Below are 17,104 nucleotides of genomic sequence, written 5' to 3'. Positions count from 1 at the left end.
AACAGGCGCTGACTCCTCAGGCATCGGCGGCGACCCGGCCGATCCGGACTCGCCATTCTTCAGGCCCGGCCTGCAGGTAGTCCCAGCTGAAGGCACCGGGGTGAATGGTTTCGAACTCCCGGCGCAACGGCTTGGGGTCGTGGCTGTTGACCAGGATGAACGTCTCTCCCGGAGCCAGCCGGGCGTACCGGGCGAAGACGCGTGGATGGCGGCCGCCACGGGCGATTCGCCGTACGTCGATAATCGTTGGCTCTTGAACCTGCTCCCCAGCCAGGTAAGCCCGCAGGCCTGAGGCCAGCAACGACGGATCCACGCCAGGCAGGCCGGCGAGCGCGGGGAGCAACACCGACTCCTCGATCTGGAGGTGGATATCCAGGCCCGCCATGATCATCGCGCCGAGCCTCGCCACATCAACCGAGCCGGCCGCGGCCAATTCGTCGATCTGCGCGTTGAGTCCCGCTGCTCCGACCCGGAGAGCGTCGACCAAAAGCCGGGTCTCGTCATCCTCCGACGCGGGCGCGTAGAGGTCCCGCTCCGCGATGACCAGGTACCGGCGCACCTCATGGATGCAGAAGTCCACCAACTCCGCAGACCGCGGCTCGGCAGCTTGAGCAACGGACCACACCGTAGTCAGCTCCGCCAGTCCTGACAGCAGTCGCTCGTGGGCCTCGTGGACCGCGCCTCGAGCGATCACGTCGGGATCGGTCTCGGTCGCCTGGATGAAGATCTCCGAAGCCGGCATCGTGCCACTCTCCTCACGTCGTTGTTTTCAATGATTATTACATGTGATATTTGTAGTAATTACAAGCGTCTGATGAGGGAGTCTGCTGTGACTTACGTGATCGCGTTGCCGTGCGTCGACCTCAAGGACCGTGCCTGCGTCGAAGAGTGCCCGGTCGACTGCATCTACGAAGGTGGGCGCTCCCTCTACATCCACCCGGAGGAGTGCATCGACTGCGGTGCCTGTGAACCGGTGTGCCCGGTCGAGGCCATCTTCTACGAGGACGATCTGCCCGAGCAGTGGAAGGACTACCAGGTCGCGAACGCCGGATTCTTCGATGACGTCGGCTCCCCGGGCGGCGCCTTCAAGATCGGCGCGATCACACACGATCATCCCCTCATTGCGGCGCTGCCGCCGCAAGAGCAGGCAAGCTGACCCCCATGACCAGGACTGACCAGGCCACCGGCGACAAGCCACGCAGGCAGGCGCTTCTCGAAGCCCTGCGAGCCTCCGACGCTCCACTGGGTGTCACCGAGCTTGCCGAACGACTCGACATCCATGCCAACACGGTCCGCTTCCACCTCGACGCGCTCGTGGAGCAAGGACTGGTCGACCGCAGGCTCGAGGCCCCGACCGGTCGGGGCAGGCCACGGACCGTGCACACACCACATCCCGGAATGGACCGAGGCGGGCGGCGCCAGTACCACCTGCTCGCCAAGATCCTGCTGGCCCAACTGTCCACGAGTCCCGATGCGGGTGCCGCAGCCGAGGCCGCAGGCCGCAACTGGGGCAGCTATCTGGTCGAGCACATCCCCCCGCCTCATCGTCCCGGCGCCGCCGAGGCCACGCAACGGTTGACCGCGATGATGACCGACCTGGGATTCGCGCCGGAAGCCGACGGCGACGCAGCCGAGAGCATCCGACTGCGGCAATGCCCCTTCCTGGAACTCGCCGAAGAGTACTCGTCCACTTTGTGTCCATTGCATCTCGGCCTGATGCGAGGTGCCCTCGCCGAGATCCGCGCACCGATCACGGCGACCAGCCTCGAACCGTTCGCCGAGCCCGACGCCTGCATCCTTCACCTCTCCCCCAGCCGTAGCACCGGCATGGGCACCCGCCAGCGCCGCAACAGGAGCACATGATGTACCTCACCAGGATCGGCACCACACCCCGGCGTCGGGCACCCATCCCCGGGGGTCCGACGATGGAGGTTCTCGTCGCCGCCGAGACCTCCGGCAAGATCGCCATGGTCCAGGTGTGGATCCCGCCTGGCGGCGGCCTGCCCGAACACGACCACGGACCGTCCGAGATCGTCCTGGTCCACCTGTCGGGATCGATCGACCTGCGGCAAGGCGACCAGCACCATAGTCTCGCCCCCGGCGCCGTCGCGCACATCGCCACCGGGGAGCGAGTCAGCCTGGCCAACCCAGGAACCGAACCCGCCGTCATGATGATCGTCGCCTCACCCCCTGACTTCGTCGCCCGAATCGCCGGCTGGCCCCCGGCTTAGGTGCCGTCGGCAACCACGCCCCCGGGCAGGCGCAACCCGCCGTAACCCGCCGCGGTCAAGCGATCGCAGACGCAACCTCACGGATCCAGAAGGAGCATCTTGAACGCTGCAGCAGCCGCCGTAGCAACCGCCGCCGTCTTCATCTGGCTCGGAATGGTGCTCGCGATCTCATTCCTGGAAGCGCCACTCAAATTCCGCGCCCCAGGTGTCGCCATCCCCATCGGGCTCGGCATCGGCCGAATTGTCTTCCAGGCCCTCAACCGCGTAGAGATCGGTCTGGCGCTGGTCGCGCTCGCGGCCATAGTCACAGGACGGCCCACCGGCGCCGTAGCGGCTCTCACCGCCGCGATCCTGGTCATCCTCGCCGGACAACTCATCGCCGTCCGGCCCCACCTCAACCGGCGCACCGACCGCATCCTCGCCGGTCAGCACCCGCCCGCGTCGACCCTGCACCTGTACTACGTCGGTCTCGAGGCAACCAAGGTGCTCACATTGGCGGCACTCGGAATCTGCCTACTCGTAGCCGGCTGATTCGCCACTCGCTAGGCCATGACGTGCGCAGCCAAAGGAACAGAGACGTCCGCAAGCCTCTCCGGATCTACCGGTTGCCGGTTGCGGATCAGCTCCTCGACGGGTGCGATGCCGTCGTCCCACAAGTTGACCTGCATCCCTGCGACCACCCGGTCGTCGGCCAGCCAGAACGCATGGAATGCCTGCCCAGCGACATCGCCGCGGGTGACGAGACGGTCGTAGCCGTTCGGGCCGATCCAGCCGGAGAACTCCATGCCGACGTCGTACTGGTCGGTGAAGAAGTACGGGAGCTTGTCGTAGGCAACCCGCTGACCGAGCATCGCCTGGGCTGCGAACGGCGCGCCATGCAGCGCGTTCGCCCAGTGTTCGGTCCGCAGATGTCCACCGTAGAAGGGGCGATACGAATTCGCGACGTCGCCCACCGCGTAGACGTCGGGGTCCAGCGTGCACAGCATCTCGTCGACGACGATCCCGTTGTCGCAGCTCAACCCTGCCTGCTCCGCGAGCTCGATGTTCGGGATTGCGCCGATCCCGACGATGACCGCGTCCGCGGCGAACTCGGCGCCGTTGCCGGCCAGGACACTGGTCACGCGACCGGCCCCCCGGAATTCGGTCACGGTGTGACTCAACCGCAGGTCGACACCGTGGCGCAGGTGCAGCCCGGCGAAGAACGCGCCCATCTCGCTCCCGAGAGCCGCAGAGAGAGGGGCCGGCTGCGGATCAATCACGGTCACTTCGCAGCCGGACTCGCGGGCCGCGGCAGCGGTCTCCAGACCGATCCACCCAGCGCCCACGACGACGATGCGACCGCCTGCGCGGATGGTCTGACGCAATCGATCAGAATCCTCTACCCGTCGCAGGTAGTGCACACCCTCGAGGTCGGCGCCCGGCAGCCGGAGCCGGCGCGGCGTGGCCCCCGTGGCCAGCAGCACCTTCGCGTAGCCGATCCGCTCGCCGGTGTCGAGCTCCACCTCGTGAGCGCCGCGGTCCAGCACCGTCACGTGCCGGCCGAGGAGCAACTCCACCGCGCGCTCGGCGTACCAGGACTCGTCGTGGACGTAGATCTTCGCCCGCTCGTCGGTGCCCAGCAGGTAGCCCTTGGACAATGGGGGCCGCTCGTAAGGGAACTCGGTTTCGTCGCCGATCAGGACGATCCGTCCGGCGAATCCCTGTTCCCGCAGGGTTTGAGCCGCCACCGCTCCCGCCAGGCTCGCGCCGACAATGACGTAGGTTGGTTCCTTGTTCATGATCACCTTCCAGTGACGAAATATCGGATGCGGCAGGGCATCTACCGACAGGGCTGGGTGATTCACGCATGGGTGCCGGCCAGTGCGAAGAACTCCTGGCGAGAGATCGGGGTGTCTCTCAGCAGGCCGTGCAGCGCCGAGGTAACCGTGTGCGAACCGGCGGCACGCACCCCGCGCGATGACATGCACAGGTGTTCGGCCTCGATGACCACACCGACACCCTTGGGCGCCAGCTTCTCCTGCAGCCAGTCGGCGACCTGCTTGGTCAACCGCTCCTGGACCTGCAGATCGCGGGCGAACAGCTCGACGACCCGCGCCAGCTTCGACAGGCCCAGGATCCGGTCGCCCGGCAGGTAGCCGACATGGGCGACGCCGTGGAACGGCAGCAGGTGGTGTTCACACAGAGAGTGCACCGGAATGCCTCGGGCCAGGACCAGCTCGTCATAGCCCTCGTCGTTGGGGAAGGTGGTCAACTCGAACGCAGGAGGCGTCAGCAACTCGGCATACGACTTGGCCACCCGGCGCGGCGTATCGGCGAGATGCTCGCCGTCCGGGTCCTTGCCCAGGGCAGTCAGGAGATCAGCGACCGCCTCTTCGGCGGCCGCCAGATCGATCGCACCTCGCCCCGGGACAACGCGGAGCCGCTGATGCTTCGGCGATTGCTGCGCAAAGCGGTTCGGCTCTACGAGAGTCATGCGTTCGATCCTTCTCCGCTAGGAACTGTGTCGCGTCGGCGCGTACTTGACCGCGAGGCGGGCGAGCGCCACAGCGGCGACGAGGAGGCCGAAGTCGCGTAGGGCGACGTCGTAGAAGGCTGAGAGGGTGAGCAGGTTGATGATGATGCCGGCGAGCCAGGCTGCGACGAGTAGTGCGCCGTAGCGGGGGATTAGGGCGACTGCGATGCCGGCGACGATCTCGATGACGCCGATGAGGTACATGGCGTCTTGGCCGGAGCCGGGGACGATGTCGTTGATCCAGGGGGCCAGGTAGGCGGGCCAGTCGGTGAGCAGGTTGGCGAATTTGTCGAGGCCGAACAGGATCGGGGCCACGGTGAAGACGGTTCGCAGGACCAGGAAAGCCTGGTAGGCCGGGTCCGACAGTGCCTCCCGCCCTGGCGAGTGAGGTCTGCGCACTGTAATCGTCATGACCATCCTCCTTCTAAAGTAGATACTTTTTGACTTTAGAACCAGGAAGGGTTTTCGTCAATGGGAGTTAGCTTTAGAATCGGTTCGTGGATGACACCAAACAAGCGCGCATCCTGGCGATCGCCACGTTGGAGGAACCAACGCGGCGACGCCTGTACGAACACGTCGTAGGACAGGCAGCCGCGGTGACCCGAGACGAAGCGGCGACGGCGCTGGGTCTGCCGCGCGCTACTGCTGCCTTCCATCTCGATCGGCTCGCCGCCGAAGGTCTGCTCGACGTCGTCTTCGAGCGGCGCACCGGCCGGTCGGGGCCTGGTGCTGGCCGGCCGTCGAAGCTGTACCGACGATCGGAGCGCCACGTCGAGGTGTCCCTGCCCGAACATCGCTATGACCTGGCGGGGGGTCTGCTGGCGGCGGCTATCGAGGACGCCGAGGCCACAGGAGAATCGCCACGAGCAGCACTCGAGCGGCGAGCGCGTCGACTCGGCACCGAACTCGCTGCCGCTGCCCCGAGTGCCGCCGGCGCGGAAGCCAGCTCCGATGCCGTGATGCGGATCCTCGAAAAGCATGGCTTCGAGCCCCGCGCCGACGAGGACGTGATCGTGCTCGGTAACTGCCCTTTCCACACGCTGGCCCAGCAGCACACCGACCTGGTGTGTGAGATGAACCTTTGCCTACTCGACGGACTTCTGGCGGGCCTCGACGCCACGCAACTACAGGCTCGGCTCAAGCCGGAGCCCGGCCACTGCTGCGTCCGCCTGGAGCCCAATCCGACATTCCGCTCATGACCTTGCCGGACACCTGCACCAGCCCTTTGAGTTCCGTGCCAGCTGCCGGATGAGGCGCGGATTCTCACGTCGTGTCTTCTTCTTCGGCCTCGATACCGCCGGTTTCCTCGAGATGCTCCACGCGGCCCTCGTCGTCGCCGGCGTCCAGCAGGTTGTCCGCCGGCGCGCGGTTGGCGGGGTACTCAGCCAGCGCGACTTCCGGGTGGTGCCTGTCGAACGCGGGGCTTTCGGACCTGATCCGAGGCAGTTCGATGAAGTTGTGTCGTGGCGGCGGCGAACTGGTCGCCCACTCCAGCGAGCGGCCCCAGCCCCACGGATCGTCCACGCCGACCAAAGGTGCTCGGCGGGCGGTCTTGTAGATGTTGTAGAGGAACGGCAGTGTAGAGGCGCCCAGGATGAAGGCGCCGATGCTGGAGACCTGGTTCAGGGTGGTGAAGCCCTCGTTGGCGCCGTACGACGCGTAGCGCCGCGGCATGCCCTCGACGCCGAGCCAGTGCTGCACCAGGAACGTGGTGTGGAAGCCGACGAACAGCAGCCAAAAGTGCAGCTTGCCCAGCTTCTCGTCGAGCATCCGCCCGGTGAACTTCGGCCACCAGAAGTAGAACCCCGCGAACATCGCAAACACCACGGTGCCGAACACGACGTAATGGAAGTGCGCCACCACGAAGTAGGTGTCGGTGACCTGGAAGTCGAGTGTTGGTGAGGCCAGGATGACGCCGGTCAGGCCGCCGAACAGGAACGTCGTCATGAACCCGAGCGACCACAGCATCGGGGTCTCGAACGACACTGAGCCGCCCCAGATCGTGCCGATCCAGTTGAAGAACTTCACCCCGGTCGGCACCGCGATCATGAACGACATGAACGAGAAGAACGGCAAACTCACCGCGCCGGTGACGAACATGTGATGTGCCCACACCGTCAACGACAACGCGGCGATCGCCAGCGTCGCGCCGACAAGCCCCATGTAGCCGAAGACCGGCTTACGGCTGAACACCGGCAGGATCTCGGTCACGATGCCGAAGAACGGCAGCGCGATGATGTACACCTCGGGATGGCCGAAGAACCAGAACAGGTGCTGCCAAAGTATCGGCCCGCCGTTCGCGGCATCGAAGACATGGGCCCCGAGTATGCGGTCGGCCTCCAGGACCAGCAGCGCCGCCGCCAGGATCGGGAACGCGACCAGCACCATGATCGAGGTGATGAGAGTGTTCCAGGTGAAGATCGGCATCCGGAACATCGTCATCCCGGGTGCCCGGAGCGTGATGATCGTGGTGATGAAGTTGACCGCACCGAGGATCGTGCCCAGACCGGCCATCCACAGACCCATGATCCACAGGTCGCCGCCAATACCTGGCGAACGGACCGCGTTCGACAGCGGGGCATAGCCCGTCCAGCCGAAACTCGCCGCCCCGCCCGGGGTGAAGAAGCCACTGACCGCGATCAGCCCGCCGAACAGGAACAACCAGTAGCTGAACATGTTCAGCCGCGGGAACGCGACGTCCGGGGCGCCGATCTGGATCGGCATGATGACGTTGGCGAAGCCGACGAACAGCGGGGTCGCGAACAGCAGCAGCATGATCGTGCCGTGCATCGTGAAGAGCTGGTTGTACACCTCTTCGTTCACGATCTGCAGGCCCGGCTTGGCCAGCTCGGCGCGCATGACCAGTGCCATCACGCCGCCGATCAGGAAGAACGCGAACGACGTGATCAGGTACAGCTGCCCGATCAGCTTGTGATCGGTGGTTGTGAGGACACGCACCAGCGCACGCCCCAACGGCCGGCGGGGTCTTGCGGCAGGTTCGCCGGATCTGACCCTGGCGGTCAGGGACCAGGCAAGGTCGTGGTGGGCGGCGACATGCGTCAGCTGCTCATGCATCGGATCGTTGTCGTCGGCCTGAGTGGTCTCCACGGGCCGACTCACCAGTTCGCCGGCGGGTCGCTGGCGGGGAACGAATCCTCGCCCCACACATCGACGATGTCTCGCAGCGGCCGCGACGACGATGCCGCAGGAATGGTCCCGGTGCGCCAGGGATGCTGGTGGGGCTCCCCCGATTCCTTGGAGAGTTGGCACCGCAGGCAGAGACTGGCCATCGGGATGGCCTGCAGCCGGTCCTCAGAGATGACGCGACCACAGCGCTGGCAGACGCCGAAGCGACCGACCGCGAGCCGGAAGAGAGCAGCGTCGATGTCGGCCAGGGCAGCTCTGGCGGCTCTCATCAACATCGTTGTCACCTCACTCAAAGCATCGTCGGAGGCGGCCAGCGCGTCGTACGCGAGGTGAGTGAGCTGATCGAGACGAAACCTGCGCTGCTGTTCGAGCTCGTGGCGGTACCACTGCAAGTCGACGGCGTGCCGGTCATCTGGCGCGTTGGGTGGTGCCACCTGATCCAGGTCGGTCATCGAACCTCCTCGTCACCACGGATCGCGGATCCGCGAAATTCACGCCTCCGTATCCGTACGATTCCAACAATGCCGTCTCGCACGCGGGCTGAGTACGCGTCCGCTCGGCGAAGGTCGGACTCCATCGTTGCCGGGTATCGGCAAACCTCCCGCGGACCTGGGTTCAGGGCTCGATCAGGCCGGCCCGGATCGCGTAGCGAGTGAGCTCCAAGCGGTCGCGGAGGCCGAGTTTCTGGAGCATGTTCGCGCGGTGCCGCTCGACTGTTTTGATACTGATGAACAGGATTTCGGCGATCTCCTTGGACGAGTGACCCTCTGCGACGAGCTTGAGGACCTCCTCCTCGCGGGCGGTCAGGATCTGCTCCGGGATGGCCTGGCCGAGGCGCACCCGATTCAGATAGTTGCGGATCAGTGCGTTAACCGCTCCTGGGTAGAGGAACGGCTCCCCGCGCATCGCGGCACGGCAGGCCTCGACGAGGTCGCGGTCGGCGACGGACTTCAGTACATAACCCGCCGCCCCGGCCCTGAGCGCCTGGAAGAAGTACTGCTCGTTGTCATGCATCGTCAACATCAGAATTCGTAGGTCGGGATAACGCGACGACAGTTGACGAGCTGCCTGCAGACCCGTCATCCGCGGCATGGCGATGTCGAGAATCGCGAGATCGATCTCGGTAGACCGTGCGAGGTCGACGGCCTCCTTCCCGTCCCCAGCTTCGGCCACCACGGCCAGGCCCGGTTCGCTGTCCAGGATCAGCCGTACGCCGCGTCGCACCAGTGCATGGTCATCGGCGAGCAGGATGCGGGTCGTCTCCTCCGCAGCCATGCTCAGGCTCCGTTCCCGTTGAGAGGCACCAACAGATTCACCTCGGCACCACCTGTCGGCGCGGTACCAAGGTCGAGTGTGGCGCCGACGAGCAGTGCGCGCTCCCGCATGCCACGGATTCCGGCCCCTTCGTGGGACAGTCCGAGGCCGCAGCCGTCGTCGCGGATCCGGAGGCCGACTGCTCCCTCGCTGTGGCGCAGGCTGATCTCGACGTGGGTGGCTTCGGCGTGGCGCGCGACGTTGGTCAGCCCCTCCTGGGCGACCCGGTAGATCACCAGCTCGGTCTGCTCGTCCAACGACGGCAGAGCAGGCTGGAAACGGTGAAGTATCACGAGACCGGTGTGCGTGGACAGCTCGGTGACCAGCGCTGTCAATGCACTGACCAGACCAAGATCCTCCAACACCCCTGGCCGCAGCCTGCGCGCCAACCGGCGGACCTCATCCAGGCTCTCCCGGGTCGTTTCCTGAGCGTGGCGCAGGTCCGCGCGCAGGTCGGCGTCCTCCACTCGCTCGGCCGAGCGCTTGAGTTCCAGCAGTACGGCGGTCAGGCTTTGGCCGACCTCATCGTGAAGCTCCTGGGCGATCCGGCGCCGTTCCGCCTCCTGCGCAGACAGTGCACGGGTACTGCTGGCGGCACGTTCGGCCTCCAGCCGCGCCAGCATGTCGTTGAATGCTCGGATCAACTGCGAAACAGCACCTCGTCCGGCGACCGGCAGGCGCTGCCCAGGCCGTAGCAGATCGACCGTTGCCATCCGACCACTTAGCCGGTCCAACGGTGCCAGCCCCACGTGCAGCAGTATGGCGTTGGCGACCAGCATCACCGCCAGTCCGCCCAGCAGGACCAGGGCCTCGGTGAACAGCACCGGAACAGACACGGTCACCGGTGCCCAGAGCAACAATGCTGTCGCCGCAGCAAGCACCACCGCGTTCAGGGCGAAGATGCGCCAGAACAACGACACCGCAAACACCCCCTTCGTCACCGCCGTGGTCTCATGGCCCGGCCGCGAAGATGTGGTGCCGGCGGTCATTGGACGGTGCATGGCTCCCAGCCTGCCTCCTGCCCCACCGCAAGTCGAGCTGGGCTGGCACTCATCTGCCACCTCTGCCTGCCCGAGCGCCCGAAATGGGTGTCAGGCCCGATGGTCACCGATCGCAGCATCGCCCATGGTTGGTGACGGAACCAAGTCACGGGCCTCACGACGGGCGGCGCAGGCCGCCGGCGCGCGCATCACCTCCCGGGCGCACGCCCCTCCCCCGTGGACTCCCCTGAAAGGACCGATTCAATGACCACCGACCTGGGCACCACCACCCAGCGCCTCACGAAACACGAAGCACGCCGGCGCCTGGAACACGAGCGCAACTCCCGCCTCGCCCAGTTGCGGGCGATCGAGGAGTCCGCGCCGCTTGCGGACGAAGATCTGCAGGCGGCTCAAACCGCAGCGATCCGGCGCGTTCTCGATGAGATCGACGCTGCCGGACGGCGTCTGGCCGACGGCTCCTACGGCACCTGCGACAACTGTCAAACAGCCATCCCCGTCGAGCGCCTCGAGATCCTGCCCTACGTTCGCTTCTGCGTCGGGTGCCAGCAGCGCGCCAGTTGACCCAGGCGGCAACCCTGCGTCCGTCTTCCCATCGATCCACGCGTCACAGTCGAGGAGCTCCCGTCGTGACCCAACAGATCTCTGCAGTCGACAACCATCGCCTCGATCCCGCGGAACTCACCGTTCTGCGGGCACGCCTGCACGAGGATCGCCTGTTCCGACGTCAACAACTCCAAGACATCGCCCAAGGCGCGAACGATCCGGTCGAGACGACCTACGCTGCCGACCTCGCCGCGCACAGCGAGATCCGCCACAAACTCACCGTGGCCGCGCAAACCGCGCTTGCCGAAACTGAGGCCGCCCTGGCCCGAATGGACGCGGGGCGGTACGGCGGATGCGGCCGGTGCGGCCGCACCATCAGCATCCAATGCCTGACCGTCCATCCCCAGGCACGCTACTGCACACCATGTCACCACTTCCTCGAGACACAACGATGAGCGGTCTCCTCAGAGCGGGAGCAGTCCGGCCCGGCGCCAGGTTCCGGAGCCGGACCGGCTCCGCGCTGGCGCTCGATCTCGGGAGTCTGCGCACCCGCGCATGGATACCTCACCATGGCTTGGTCGTCGACGCCCCCACGACGACGACATCGCCCGGCGGCGTCAGCTATCCCATATCCCGGGGCAGGATCACCGATGTCCCCGGCACCACTCGCATGCTCGATCGCCTTCTGCACGGCAGTACCAGTCTCGCCCCGCAGCCCGAGATGATCGTCGTGACCGTTCCAGTCCTCTGCCCCGAGGCCGATCGACACGCAGTTCTCGCGGCGGTCGAGATCCTCCAGCCCCGCACAGTCATCACCGTCGACAGCGTCAAGGCAGCCGCGATTGGCGCCAAGGCCGACCTGGTTGAGCCCCTCCTCGTCATCGACCTCGGAGCCCACCTGACGGAAACAGCCGTTCTAGCGGACGGATCGGTGATCGAAGCACGCCGTACGCCGCTCGGCATCGCTGACCTTCGCACATCAATCACGATCGACAACCTCATCGAACGCATTCGCGCCATGGTGACTGACCTCCTGAGCCGCGACTGCGGCCCCCAGGTCGTCGACGCACTCGAAAGAGGACCACTATTGACCGGTGGCGGAGCCCAGTTCCCAGCCGTCACCTACCAACTCTCCAAACAACTGTCCTGCCCGGTCCAGCCGGCAGCCGCCGCGTACACAGCTGCCCTCCGCGGCGCAAGCGCCATCGCCCTCGCAGCCATCCGCCACCCAGGCACCCACTGATCCCATCCCGCCGCCTAGACGTCAGCGGCACACTCCCGAAGCGGTGGAGGCGAAAGTTCCTGATGAGCGAGTCGCACGATGGCCAAGGACCGTCGCGTACGTAGAGGCCATCCAGAAGACGCTTGTCCAGGTGCCGCAGTCGGCCGCAGTCCGGCTGCGGCACGCGGCTTCGTCAGCAGGCGTAGGACTTGGCCCAGCGGTAGGCGTCCCTGGCCTTGGTGTCGTCGCCCCAGAACGCGCCGTAGTAGCAGAGGACCGTCCAGGTCTGGGCGCCGACCCAGCCGTCGACCTTGGTGTTCGGGTGGTTCGCGGCGCGGGCGGCGCGCTGGATCTTCATGATGGCGTTCATCGTCTGGTCGCCGTAGATGCTGTCGATGGCGATCGGGCCGGCTTCGCTGCGGCCGGAGTTGCTGATGGACAGCACGTTGGCGAGGCTCTGGATCGCCTTCACGCAGGAGCCGGTGCCGCCCGGGCCGTAGATGTTCTGCCGGCAGGGGGCGGTGGCCGCCGAAGCCGGCTCGGCGAGGACGGCACCGCCGAACAGGACCGTGACCGCGACCAGGATGCCGACGAGCTTTTTGCGCACGTGAGTTCCTCTCAGTGGGACGTTCGAGATCAAGCGGTCGAGCCTAGGAACCGTCGCTGCTGCCGCTCTGCCCGTACCTCGCCCGTACCGATGCGCTGAGGTGGTGCACCTCTGGGACTGGAAGGATGGCGGACCGTCCGTGCCGACACCGGGGGTCAGGAGAGGACGTACGACGATGGCGGGTTCGGTCGTTAGACGCAGGAAGATGGACGCCCTCTGGCTGGTCGCGGGGGTCCTGCTGATCGGCATGGTCGGGCTGCTGGTCGGGCTCCTCGCACAAACAGGGGAGCAGGTCGCGCGGATGTGGGTCGGGGCCGAGGTGCGTCCGGACGGAAGCGCGCGGATCACCGAGGTCATCGACTACGACTTCGCCGGCAAGGACAAGCACGGGATCTACCGGACCGTTCCACTGGACAGGCGCGGCGATCTGCAGGACGTGTCGATCACGATGGACGGTGCGGAGGTCCCGTTCCGGCTCAGCGGGTCGCTGTTGATCGAGATGGTGATCGGCGAGCCGACGTCGACCGTGACGGGGATCCACCGGTACCGGATCGAGTACACCCTGCGGACGCTGGGCAACCTCGAGCGGCTCGCCTGGGACGCCGTGGGCACCGAGTGGGAGGTGCCGATCAGGCGGGTGGAGGTGCACGTCGCCACGCCGTACGCGCTGCGGTCGGTGCTTTGCAACGCCGGTTCGTACGGTTCGGAAGCTCCCTGCGCGACGACGCAACAGCCCCGGCCAGGACAGTTGGACGCCGAGCACGGCGGCCTGGACAAGGGACAGGGCTTGACCGTGTACGGCACGTTCACGAAGGCCGGCGGTGGCGGTGCGACACTGCCCGAGCCGCCGACCGGACCGGCGCCCGCCGAGCCCGAGGGGCACCTCGCACAGGGCTGGTTGTGGATCACGGGGATCGCTCTCCTGGCCGCCCTGGTGATCGCAGAACTCCTCCGGCTCGCGGGACGTCAACGTATCCAGGGCGGCCGCCGGATGGACCTGGGCAAGCTGGCCCGGACTGTTCGACCCTCCCCCGTCCCGCCGGCAGAGCTCGGCCCGGCCCAAAGCGGCATCCTGCTGACCGGACAGGTTCGCAAGAACCATCTGGTCGCGTGGCTGCTCGCCGCCGCCATGGACGGCCACCTACGCGTTACCGGGGCGACTCGGCCGGTACTACGCAGCGCTGTCGAGGAGCCCGGCAACGCCGACGTACTGACCGAGCGGGTCGTCGGCACCCTGTTCGCCAGGAATCCGGACGTCTCGCTGCGCAAGTACAACAAGAATTTCGCCGAGGCCTGGCGCGAGTTGGACAGCGGCCTGAACGATTGGCGGCTGTCCGACGACATGGAACTGTGGGTGCCAGGTGCGGAGCGAGCGCGCCGCGTGGCCCTGATCGCCGGTGTGCTGGCCACTGTCGCCGGTGTGATCGTCTTGATCTTCACGGCCGACGGCGCGCTGGACGCCGGCACGGCGTGGCGCACGCCGACCGCCGTCGGCGCAGCACTGGCGGGTGGTGGTCTCGCGGCGGTGCTGCGGTCCTGGGAGCTGAGGGCCCGTACGGCGCGCGGCTCGGAGCTGTGGTGCCAGGCCGAGGCGTACCGTCTCCATCTTGCCGGCCTCGAGGGGTGGGACGGCCGCGACGAGGACCTGCTGACCGCCTGGGCCGCCGGACTCGGCGAGACCACCTCCTGGACGATCGAAGCCGAGCGCGCAACGAAGCAAGGCGGCTCGGCCAGTCAGGACGGGCCCGGGTACCTCCACGACCGGTGGAAGTTGGGCCTGTACCTGCCGATGGCCGTGGACAGCGCCAGGTCAGCCTCCGGCGGCTCCGGGGGATCGTCCTCCAGCAGCTACAGCGGAAGCTCCAGCAGCGGCGTCGGCGGCGGCTCCGGCGGCGGAGGCGGCGGCTCCTGGTGAAGTAGGGCTTCCGCGCACGTCCTAGTACAGCTGGTTCAGGGCGTCCGATCGCCCGTGACCGGGAGAGGTCTCGGGCCGGTGATGCAGGTCCGATGAAAGGAGTTTGAAAGCGGCTCATGTTCCGATGAGGGAACTCGCGGGCGCCTCGCTCGCGACGTCCATGTCGGCGAACAAGGAGGCCAGCTATGCGAGCTAGATCAGCCTTAGCAGTATTCGCAGCGATCGGAGCATTCGCCGCCAGTGCTCCGGCCGCGGCGAACGCGTCAGTCACTGCATCGTCCGGGAGTGAGGCTGCGGCCTGCCGGGAGGTTGACGCCGAAGGCACGCTGTACCAGTGGGTGGTTCTCGTCCGCTGTGACAACGGATGGTACGGCGCGCGGCGGGGCATCGTGCGCAGCGGAGATCAGGTCTGGCTGGTCAGCGCTGCGGGCAGAATCACGGGTCTACGGACGGCGGCATACGACGGCGTTCCGCTCTCCACTCCCACGGTTGGAATCCGCGGTGGCCCATGGAAGGCATGCGCACGTTTCGCCGGGAAGACGTGGTGCACCATCCGCGACTGAATGCATTCGTCATCTACGAGCACCGGACATGCCCCCCCCCCCCCCCCCCCCCCCCCGACACGCTGAGTGGCCGGACGGAGATCGTGTGGCGTTCGTAACCTTGAGTGATCGGGCTGGTGTGTTCGATCACCTGGGGGTCGTGTATGAGCGTCGAGGCAGCTCACCCCGTTGCCGCGCTGAACTGGAGGCTCCTTCGCCCCTATGTGTCCGTGGTGGTCATGGAATGCACGGCCGACGACCCGCGGCAACTCTTCGACGGATGTGAGCGCGTACTGCGTGATCCATGGCGGTCACGCCCTGGCCGGGAAGAGCGGATCGTCGCCAGGAGCTCGCCCGAGGCCGAGGCTCCCCGGAGCCTCGAGAACCTCGGTATCGACCAGATCGCAGGCTTCGTGCGCGAAGTCCGCGCCCATCCGGGATGGGCCGCACCGGGTTCGAGCTTCGTCGACGCGACGAATCATGTGACCGTGCTCCTCCGCCGCGGCCGGCTGCTCGCCGTACACACCGACAGCGTCACCGTCGACCGCCTGCAACGATGGCTCGACAAGGCGCCGCGGCCGGCGCTGCGCCGGATCCCGCCCGAGGTGCTCGAATCAGCCCTCCTCACCGGCGAGTCCAAGGGACTGTGGCTCCGCGGAACCCATCAACGCCGTACGACGAAACCCGACACCAAGAACATCAGCGGCCAGCGCCTCCAGGACGCGCTCAGCCCGTTCGAGGACTCCTCGTTCGCAATGGGATCGGCGAAGGCGCTCCTCGACGATGATCCCGAGCGATTCGTCCTGCACGGCACGATCGGGACGACCCCGAGACGGTCCTCGGTCTGGTTCGGCCCGGCCACCGACTTCACCGACTTCGCGGGCGCTGTGGCCGAACTCCTGCTGTTGCTGGACAAAGCACTGGTCTCCGGCACCGCCACTGGACACGGTCTGCCGCACCTCGCACGTCCCGTCGCCGATCTGTCCGGCGTGTTCGGCGCGTACGAGATCATCGCGACTGCACCTGACGAGCTGGCGAACCTGCCGGACCTCGGAGACGAAGTCCGTGCCGCCGCCACCACGCTCGAGGCTGCGATGCTCGACGTGCAGGAGAAGGCGAACTCCCCCGACTTCCTGCTCGGCGTCGGTTTCGGCGGATCGATCAGCGGCACGCTCGCGCTGGGCCCGAGGGCTGAGGACCACGGATTCGATCTCAGCCTGGGGTACGCCGCCGAGCCGACCGATCCGCCGCCGGTCCGGGAGATCATGGACGCGCTCGAGCATCAGGAGTTGCTGACCGTCTACTACCGGTCGGGTCACACGTTCAGCAACGGCCAGATCTGGAAAGAGCGGATTCCCGTCGCCGCGTTCCGGAACTGGAGGTTCGAGGACTTCACCGGGTTCGACATCACCCGCGAGAAGCCAGACCGTACGGAGCCGCACGAGATCCACGACCTCGCGGGACGGCCGGGCGACACATCGCTGTTCGGCTGGGTTGTCCGGCATTTCTCCGATGGCTGGCTGACCTGTGATGACGGTGCCGGCGAAGCCGCCGACTTCTTCCACATCGCGCCTGACGACGGATGCCTGAGCGCCATTCATGTGAAAGCCGCACGGACCGCGTCACCACGCCGCCGCATCGCTGCTGCGGCGTACGAAGTCGTCATCGGCCAGGCCGTGAAGAACCTCGTCTACGCGGACACCGATCGGCTGCGTGTCAAACTGAGCCGAGCGCCCGTCGCCCGGCCCGCGTGCTGGACCGACGGCGCGAACGTCGACGATCGCGCCGATTTCCTCGAAGCACTCGAAATGCGCAACGCCACCGACCCTTGGCGGGTAGTCGTCGTCCAGCCCCACATCGCCGAACCGACCTATCAGCAGTTGCGTTTCGGATCGAACGGCGCCGAGACCAACCTGCTCCGACTCCACCTCGTCGAAACCCTCCTCAACTCCGCCCGCGCCTCCGTCGTCGGCATCGGCGGCGAACTGGAGGTCATCGGCAGCACCTAGTTCCCTGCGACCAGCCTAACGCCTCAGATGCGACCAATTTAATACAGACATGGCGGCCAGA

The 17,104-nt window shown here is 66.6% G+C and carries 19 protein-coding genes; 10 read left to right on the top strand and 9 right to left on the bottom strand.

Features of this window, described 5'->3' with window-relative positions:
- Window positions 1-16: 16 nt before the first annotated feature.
- Window positions 17-742, bottom strand: coding sequence for a DUF2249 domain-containing protein (locus OHB24_RS20890; protein WP_327640756.1), 726 nt, complete (start codon window positions 740-742; stop codon window positions 17-19).
- An 87-nt stretch (window positions 743-829) separates the two neighbouring features.
- On the opposite strand from OHB24_RS20890, the gene fdxA reads away from it, so the two are divergent.
- From fdxA to OHB24_RS20870, 4 genes are all read left to right on the top strand, one after another.
- Window positions 830-1,156: a ferredoxin gene (gene fdxA / locus OHB24_RS20885; RefSeq protein WP_327640755.1), complete on the top strand. Its 327-nt coding sequence runs from the start codon at window positions 830-832 to the stop codon at window positions 1,154-1,156.
- A gap of 5 nt (window positions 1,157-1,161) precedes the next feature.
- Complete coding sequence (locus tag OHB24_RS20880) at window positions 1,162-1,863, top strand: helix-turn-helix transcriptional regulator (protein ID WP_327640754.1); 702 nt, start codon at window positions 1,162-1,164, stop codon at window positions 1,861-1,863.
- A 62-nt stretch (window positions 1,864-1,925) separates the two neighbouring features.
- Complete coding sequence (locus OHB24_RS20875) at window positions 1,926-2,231, top strand: cupin domain-containing protein (RefSeq protein WP_327640753.1); 306 nt, start codon at window positions 1,926-1,928, stop codon at window positions 2,229-2,231.
- 99 nt (window positions 2,232-2,330) lie between these two features.
- A complete protein-coding gene (locus OHB24_RS20870) occupies window positions 2,331-2,762 on the top strand; it encodes a hypothetical protein (protein ID WP_327640752.1) in 432 nt (143 codons plus the stop codon).
- 11 nt (window positions 2,763-2,773) lie between these two features.
- Here the strand turns inward: OHB24_RS20870 and OHB24_RS20865 are convergent, their stop codons facing one another.
- The 3 genes from OHB24_RS20865 to OHB24_RS20855 form a co-directional block, all read right to left on the bottom strand.
- The gene (locus tag OHB24_RS20865) at window positions 2,774-4,009 is read right to left on the bottom strand and encodes an NAD(P)/FAD-dependent oxidoreductase (protein ID WP_327640751.1); all 1,236 of its coding nucleotides are present in this window, start codon (window positions 4,007-4,009) and stop codon (window positions 2,774-2,776) included.
- A 62-nt stretch (window positions 4,010-4,071) separates the two neighbouring features.
- Complete coding sequence (folE, locus tag OHB24_RS20860) at window positions 4,072-4,704, bottom strand: GTP cyclohydrolase I FolE (protein ID WP_327640750.1); 633 nt, start codon at window positions 4,702-4,704, stop codon at window positions 4,072-4,074.
- An 18-nt stretch (window positions 4,705-4,722) separates the two neighbouring features.
- Complete coding sequence (locus OHB24_RS20855; protein ID WP_327640749.1) at window positions 4,723-5,154, bottom strand: DoxX family membrane protein; 432 nt, start codon at window positions 5,152-5,154, stop codon at window positions 4,723-4,725.
- Between the two features lie 86 nt (window positions 5,155-5,240).
- Here OHB24_RS20855 and OHB24_RS20850 point away from each other — a divergent pair, with 86 nt between their 5' ends.
- Complete coding sequence (locus OHB24_RS20850; RefSeq protein WP_327640748.1) at window positions 5,241-5,942, top strand: helix-turn-helix transcriptional regulator; 702 nt, start codon at window positions 5,241-5,243, stop codon at window positions 5,940-5,942.
- Window positions 5,943-6,006: 64 nt separating this feature from the next.
- Here OHB24_RS20850 and ctaD read toward each other — a convergent pair whose 3' ends face one another.
- The 4 genes from ctaD to OHB24_RS20830 all read right to left on the bottom strand — a co-directional run bounded on the left by ctaD (window position 6,007) and on the right by OHB24_RS20830 (window position 10,205).
- Complete coding sequence (gene ctaD, locus OHB24_RS20845; RefSeq protein WP_327640747.1) at window positions 6,007-7,851, bottom strand: aa3-type cytochrome oxidase subunit I; 1,845 nt, start codon at window positions 7,849-7,851, stop codon at window positions 6,007-6,009.
- Between the two features lie 8 nt (window positions 7,852-7,859).
- On the bottom strand, window positions 7,860-8,342 hold the full coding sequence (locus OHB24_RS20840) for a TraR/DksA family transcriptional regulator (protein ID WP_327640746.1): 483 nt from the start codon (window positions 8,340-8,342) through the stop codon (window positions 7,860-7,862).
- Window positions 8,343-8,505: 163 nt separating this feature from the next.
- Window positions 8,506-9,165 carry a response regulator transcription factor gene (locus tag OHB24_RS20835; RefSeq protein WP_327640745.1) on the bottom strand — a complete coding sequence of 220 codons (660 nt, stop codon included), beginning with the start codon at window positions 9,163-9,165 and terminating at the stop codon, window positions 8,506-8,508.
- 2 nt (window positions 9,166-9,167) lie between these two features.
- Window positions 9,168-10,205, bottom strand: a complete 1,038-nt coding sequence (locus OHB24_RS20830) for a sensor histidine kinase (RefSeq protein ID WP_327640744.1) — start codon at window positions 10,203-10,205, stop codon at window positions 9,168-9,170.
- Between the two features lie 243 nt (window positions 10,206-10,448).
- On the opposite strand from OHB24_RS20830, the gene OHB24_RS20825 reads away from it, so the two are divergent.
- The 3 genes from OHB24_RS20825 (at window position 10,449) to OHB24_RS20815 (ending at window position 11,991) form a co-directional block, all read left to right on the top strand.
- Window positions 10,449-10,766, top strand: a complete 318-nt coding sequence (locus tag OHB24_RS20825) for a TraR/DksA family transcriptional regulator (RefSeq protein WP_327640743.1) — start codon at window positions 10,449-10,451, stop codon at window positions 10,764-10,766.
- 65 nt (window positions 10,767-10,831) lie between these two features.
- Window positions 10,832-11,203: a hypothetical protein gene (locus tag OHB24_RS20820; protein ID WP_327640742.1), complete on the top strand. Its 372-nt coding sequence runs from the start codon at window positions 10,832-10,834 to the stop codon at window positions 11,201-11,203.
- A 119-nt stretch (window positions 11,204-11,322) separates the two neighbouring features.
- Entirely contained in the window at window positions 11,323-11,991 is a 669-nt protein-coding gene (locus tag OHB24_RS20815; protein ID WP_327640741.1) for a rod shape-determining protein, read from the top strand.
- 172 nt (window positions 11,992-12,163) lie between these two features.
- Here OHB24_RS20815 and OHB24_RS20810 read toward each other — a convergent pair whose 3' ends face one another.
- Window positions 12,164-12,577 carry a peptidoglycan-binding domain-containing protein gene (locus tag OHB24_RS20810; protein ID WP_327635269.1) on the bottom strand — a complete coding sequence of 138 codons (414 nt, stop codon included), beginning with the start codon at window positions 12,575-12,577 and terminating at the stop codon, window positions 12,164-12,166.
- 205 nt (window positions 12,578-12,782) lie between these two features.
- Here OHB24_RS20810 and OHB24_RS20805 point away from each other — a divergent pair, with 205 nt between their 5' ends.
- Both OHB24_RS20805 and OHB24_RS20800 read left to right on the top strand, forming a co-directional pair.
- Window positions 12,783-14,492: a DUF2207 domain-containing protein gene (locus tag OHB24_RS20805; protein WP_327640740.1), complete on the top strand. Its 1,710-nt coding sequence runs from the start codon at window positions 12,783-12,785 to the stop codon at window positions 14,490-14,492.
- Between the two features lie 706 nt (window positions 14,493-15,198).
- Complete coding sequence (locus OHB24_RS20800; protein WP_327640738.1) at window positions 15,199-17,043, top strand: hypothetical protein; 1,845 nt, start codon at window positions 15,199-15,201, stop codon at window positions 17,041-17,043.
- Window positions 17,044-17,104: the final 61 nt, after the last annotated feature.

Source organism: Kribbella sp. NBC_00482 (genome assembly GCF_036013725.1).
GTDB lineage: Bacteria > Actinomycetota > Actinomycetes > Propionibacteriales > Kribbellaceae > Kribbella.
The sequence above is the reverse complement of the archived record's forward strand: the minus strand, read 5'-3'. Positions and strand labels throughout refer to the sequence as shown.

Excerpts from the sequence above, each read along its gene's own strand:
- OHB24_RS20890 (WP_327640756.1), bottom strand. The coding sequence starts at position 742 with ATGCCGGCTTCGGAGATCTTCATCCAGGCGACCGAGACCGATCCCGAC.
- OHB24_RS20880 (WP_327640754.1), top strand. The coding sequence starts at position 1,162 with ATGACCAGGACTGACCAGGCCACCGGCGACAAGCCACGCAGGCAGGCG.
- OHB24_RS20875 (WP_327640753.1), top strand. The coding sequence starts at position 1,926 with ATGGAGGTTCTCGTCGCCGCCGAGACCTCCGGCAAGATCGCCATGGTC.
- OHB24_RS20865 (WP_327640751.1), bottom strand. The coding sequence starts at position 4,009 with ATGAACAAGGAACCAACCTACGTCATTGTCGGCGCGAGCCTGGCGGGA.
- folE (WP_327640750.1), bottom strand. The coding sequence starts at position 4,704 with ATGACTCTCGTAGAGCCGAACCGCTTTGCGCAGCAATCGCCGAAGCAT.
- OHB24_RS20855 (WP_327640749.1), bottom strand. The coding sequence starts at position 5,154 with ATGACGATTACAGTGCGCAGACCTCACTCGCCAGGGCGGGAGGCACTG.
- OHB24_RS20840 (WP_327640746.1), bottom strand. The coding sequence starts at position 8,342 with ATGACCGACCTGGATCAGGTGGCACCACCCAACGCGCCAGATGACCGG.
- OHB24_RS20835 (WP_327640745.1), bottom strand. The coding sequence starts at position 9,165 with ATGGCTGCGGAGGAGACGACCCGCATCCTGCTCGCCGATGACCATGCA.
- OHB24_RS20830 (WP_327640744.1), bottom strand. The coding sequence starts at position 10,205 with ATGCACCGTCCAATGACCGCCGGCACCACATCTTCGCGGCCGGGCCAT.
- OHB24_RS20825 (WP_327640743.1), top strand. The coding sequence starts at position 10,449 with ATGACCACCGACCTGGGCACCACCACCCAGCGCCTCACGAAACACGAA.
- OHB24_RS20805 (WP_327640740.1), top strand. The coding sequence starts at position 12,783 with ATGGACGCCCTCTGGCTGGTCGCGGGGGTCCTGCTGATCGGCATGGTC.
- OHB24_RS20800 (WP_327640738.1), top strand. The coding sequence starts at position 15,199 with ATGAGCGTCGAGGCAGCTCACCCCGTTGCCGCGCTGAACTGGAGGCTC.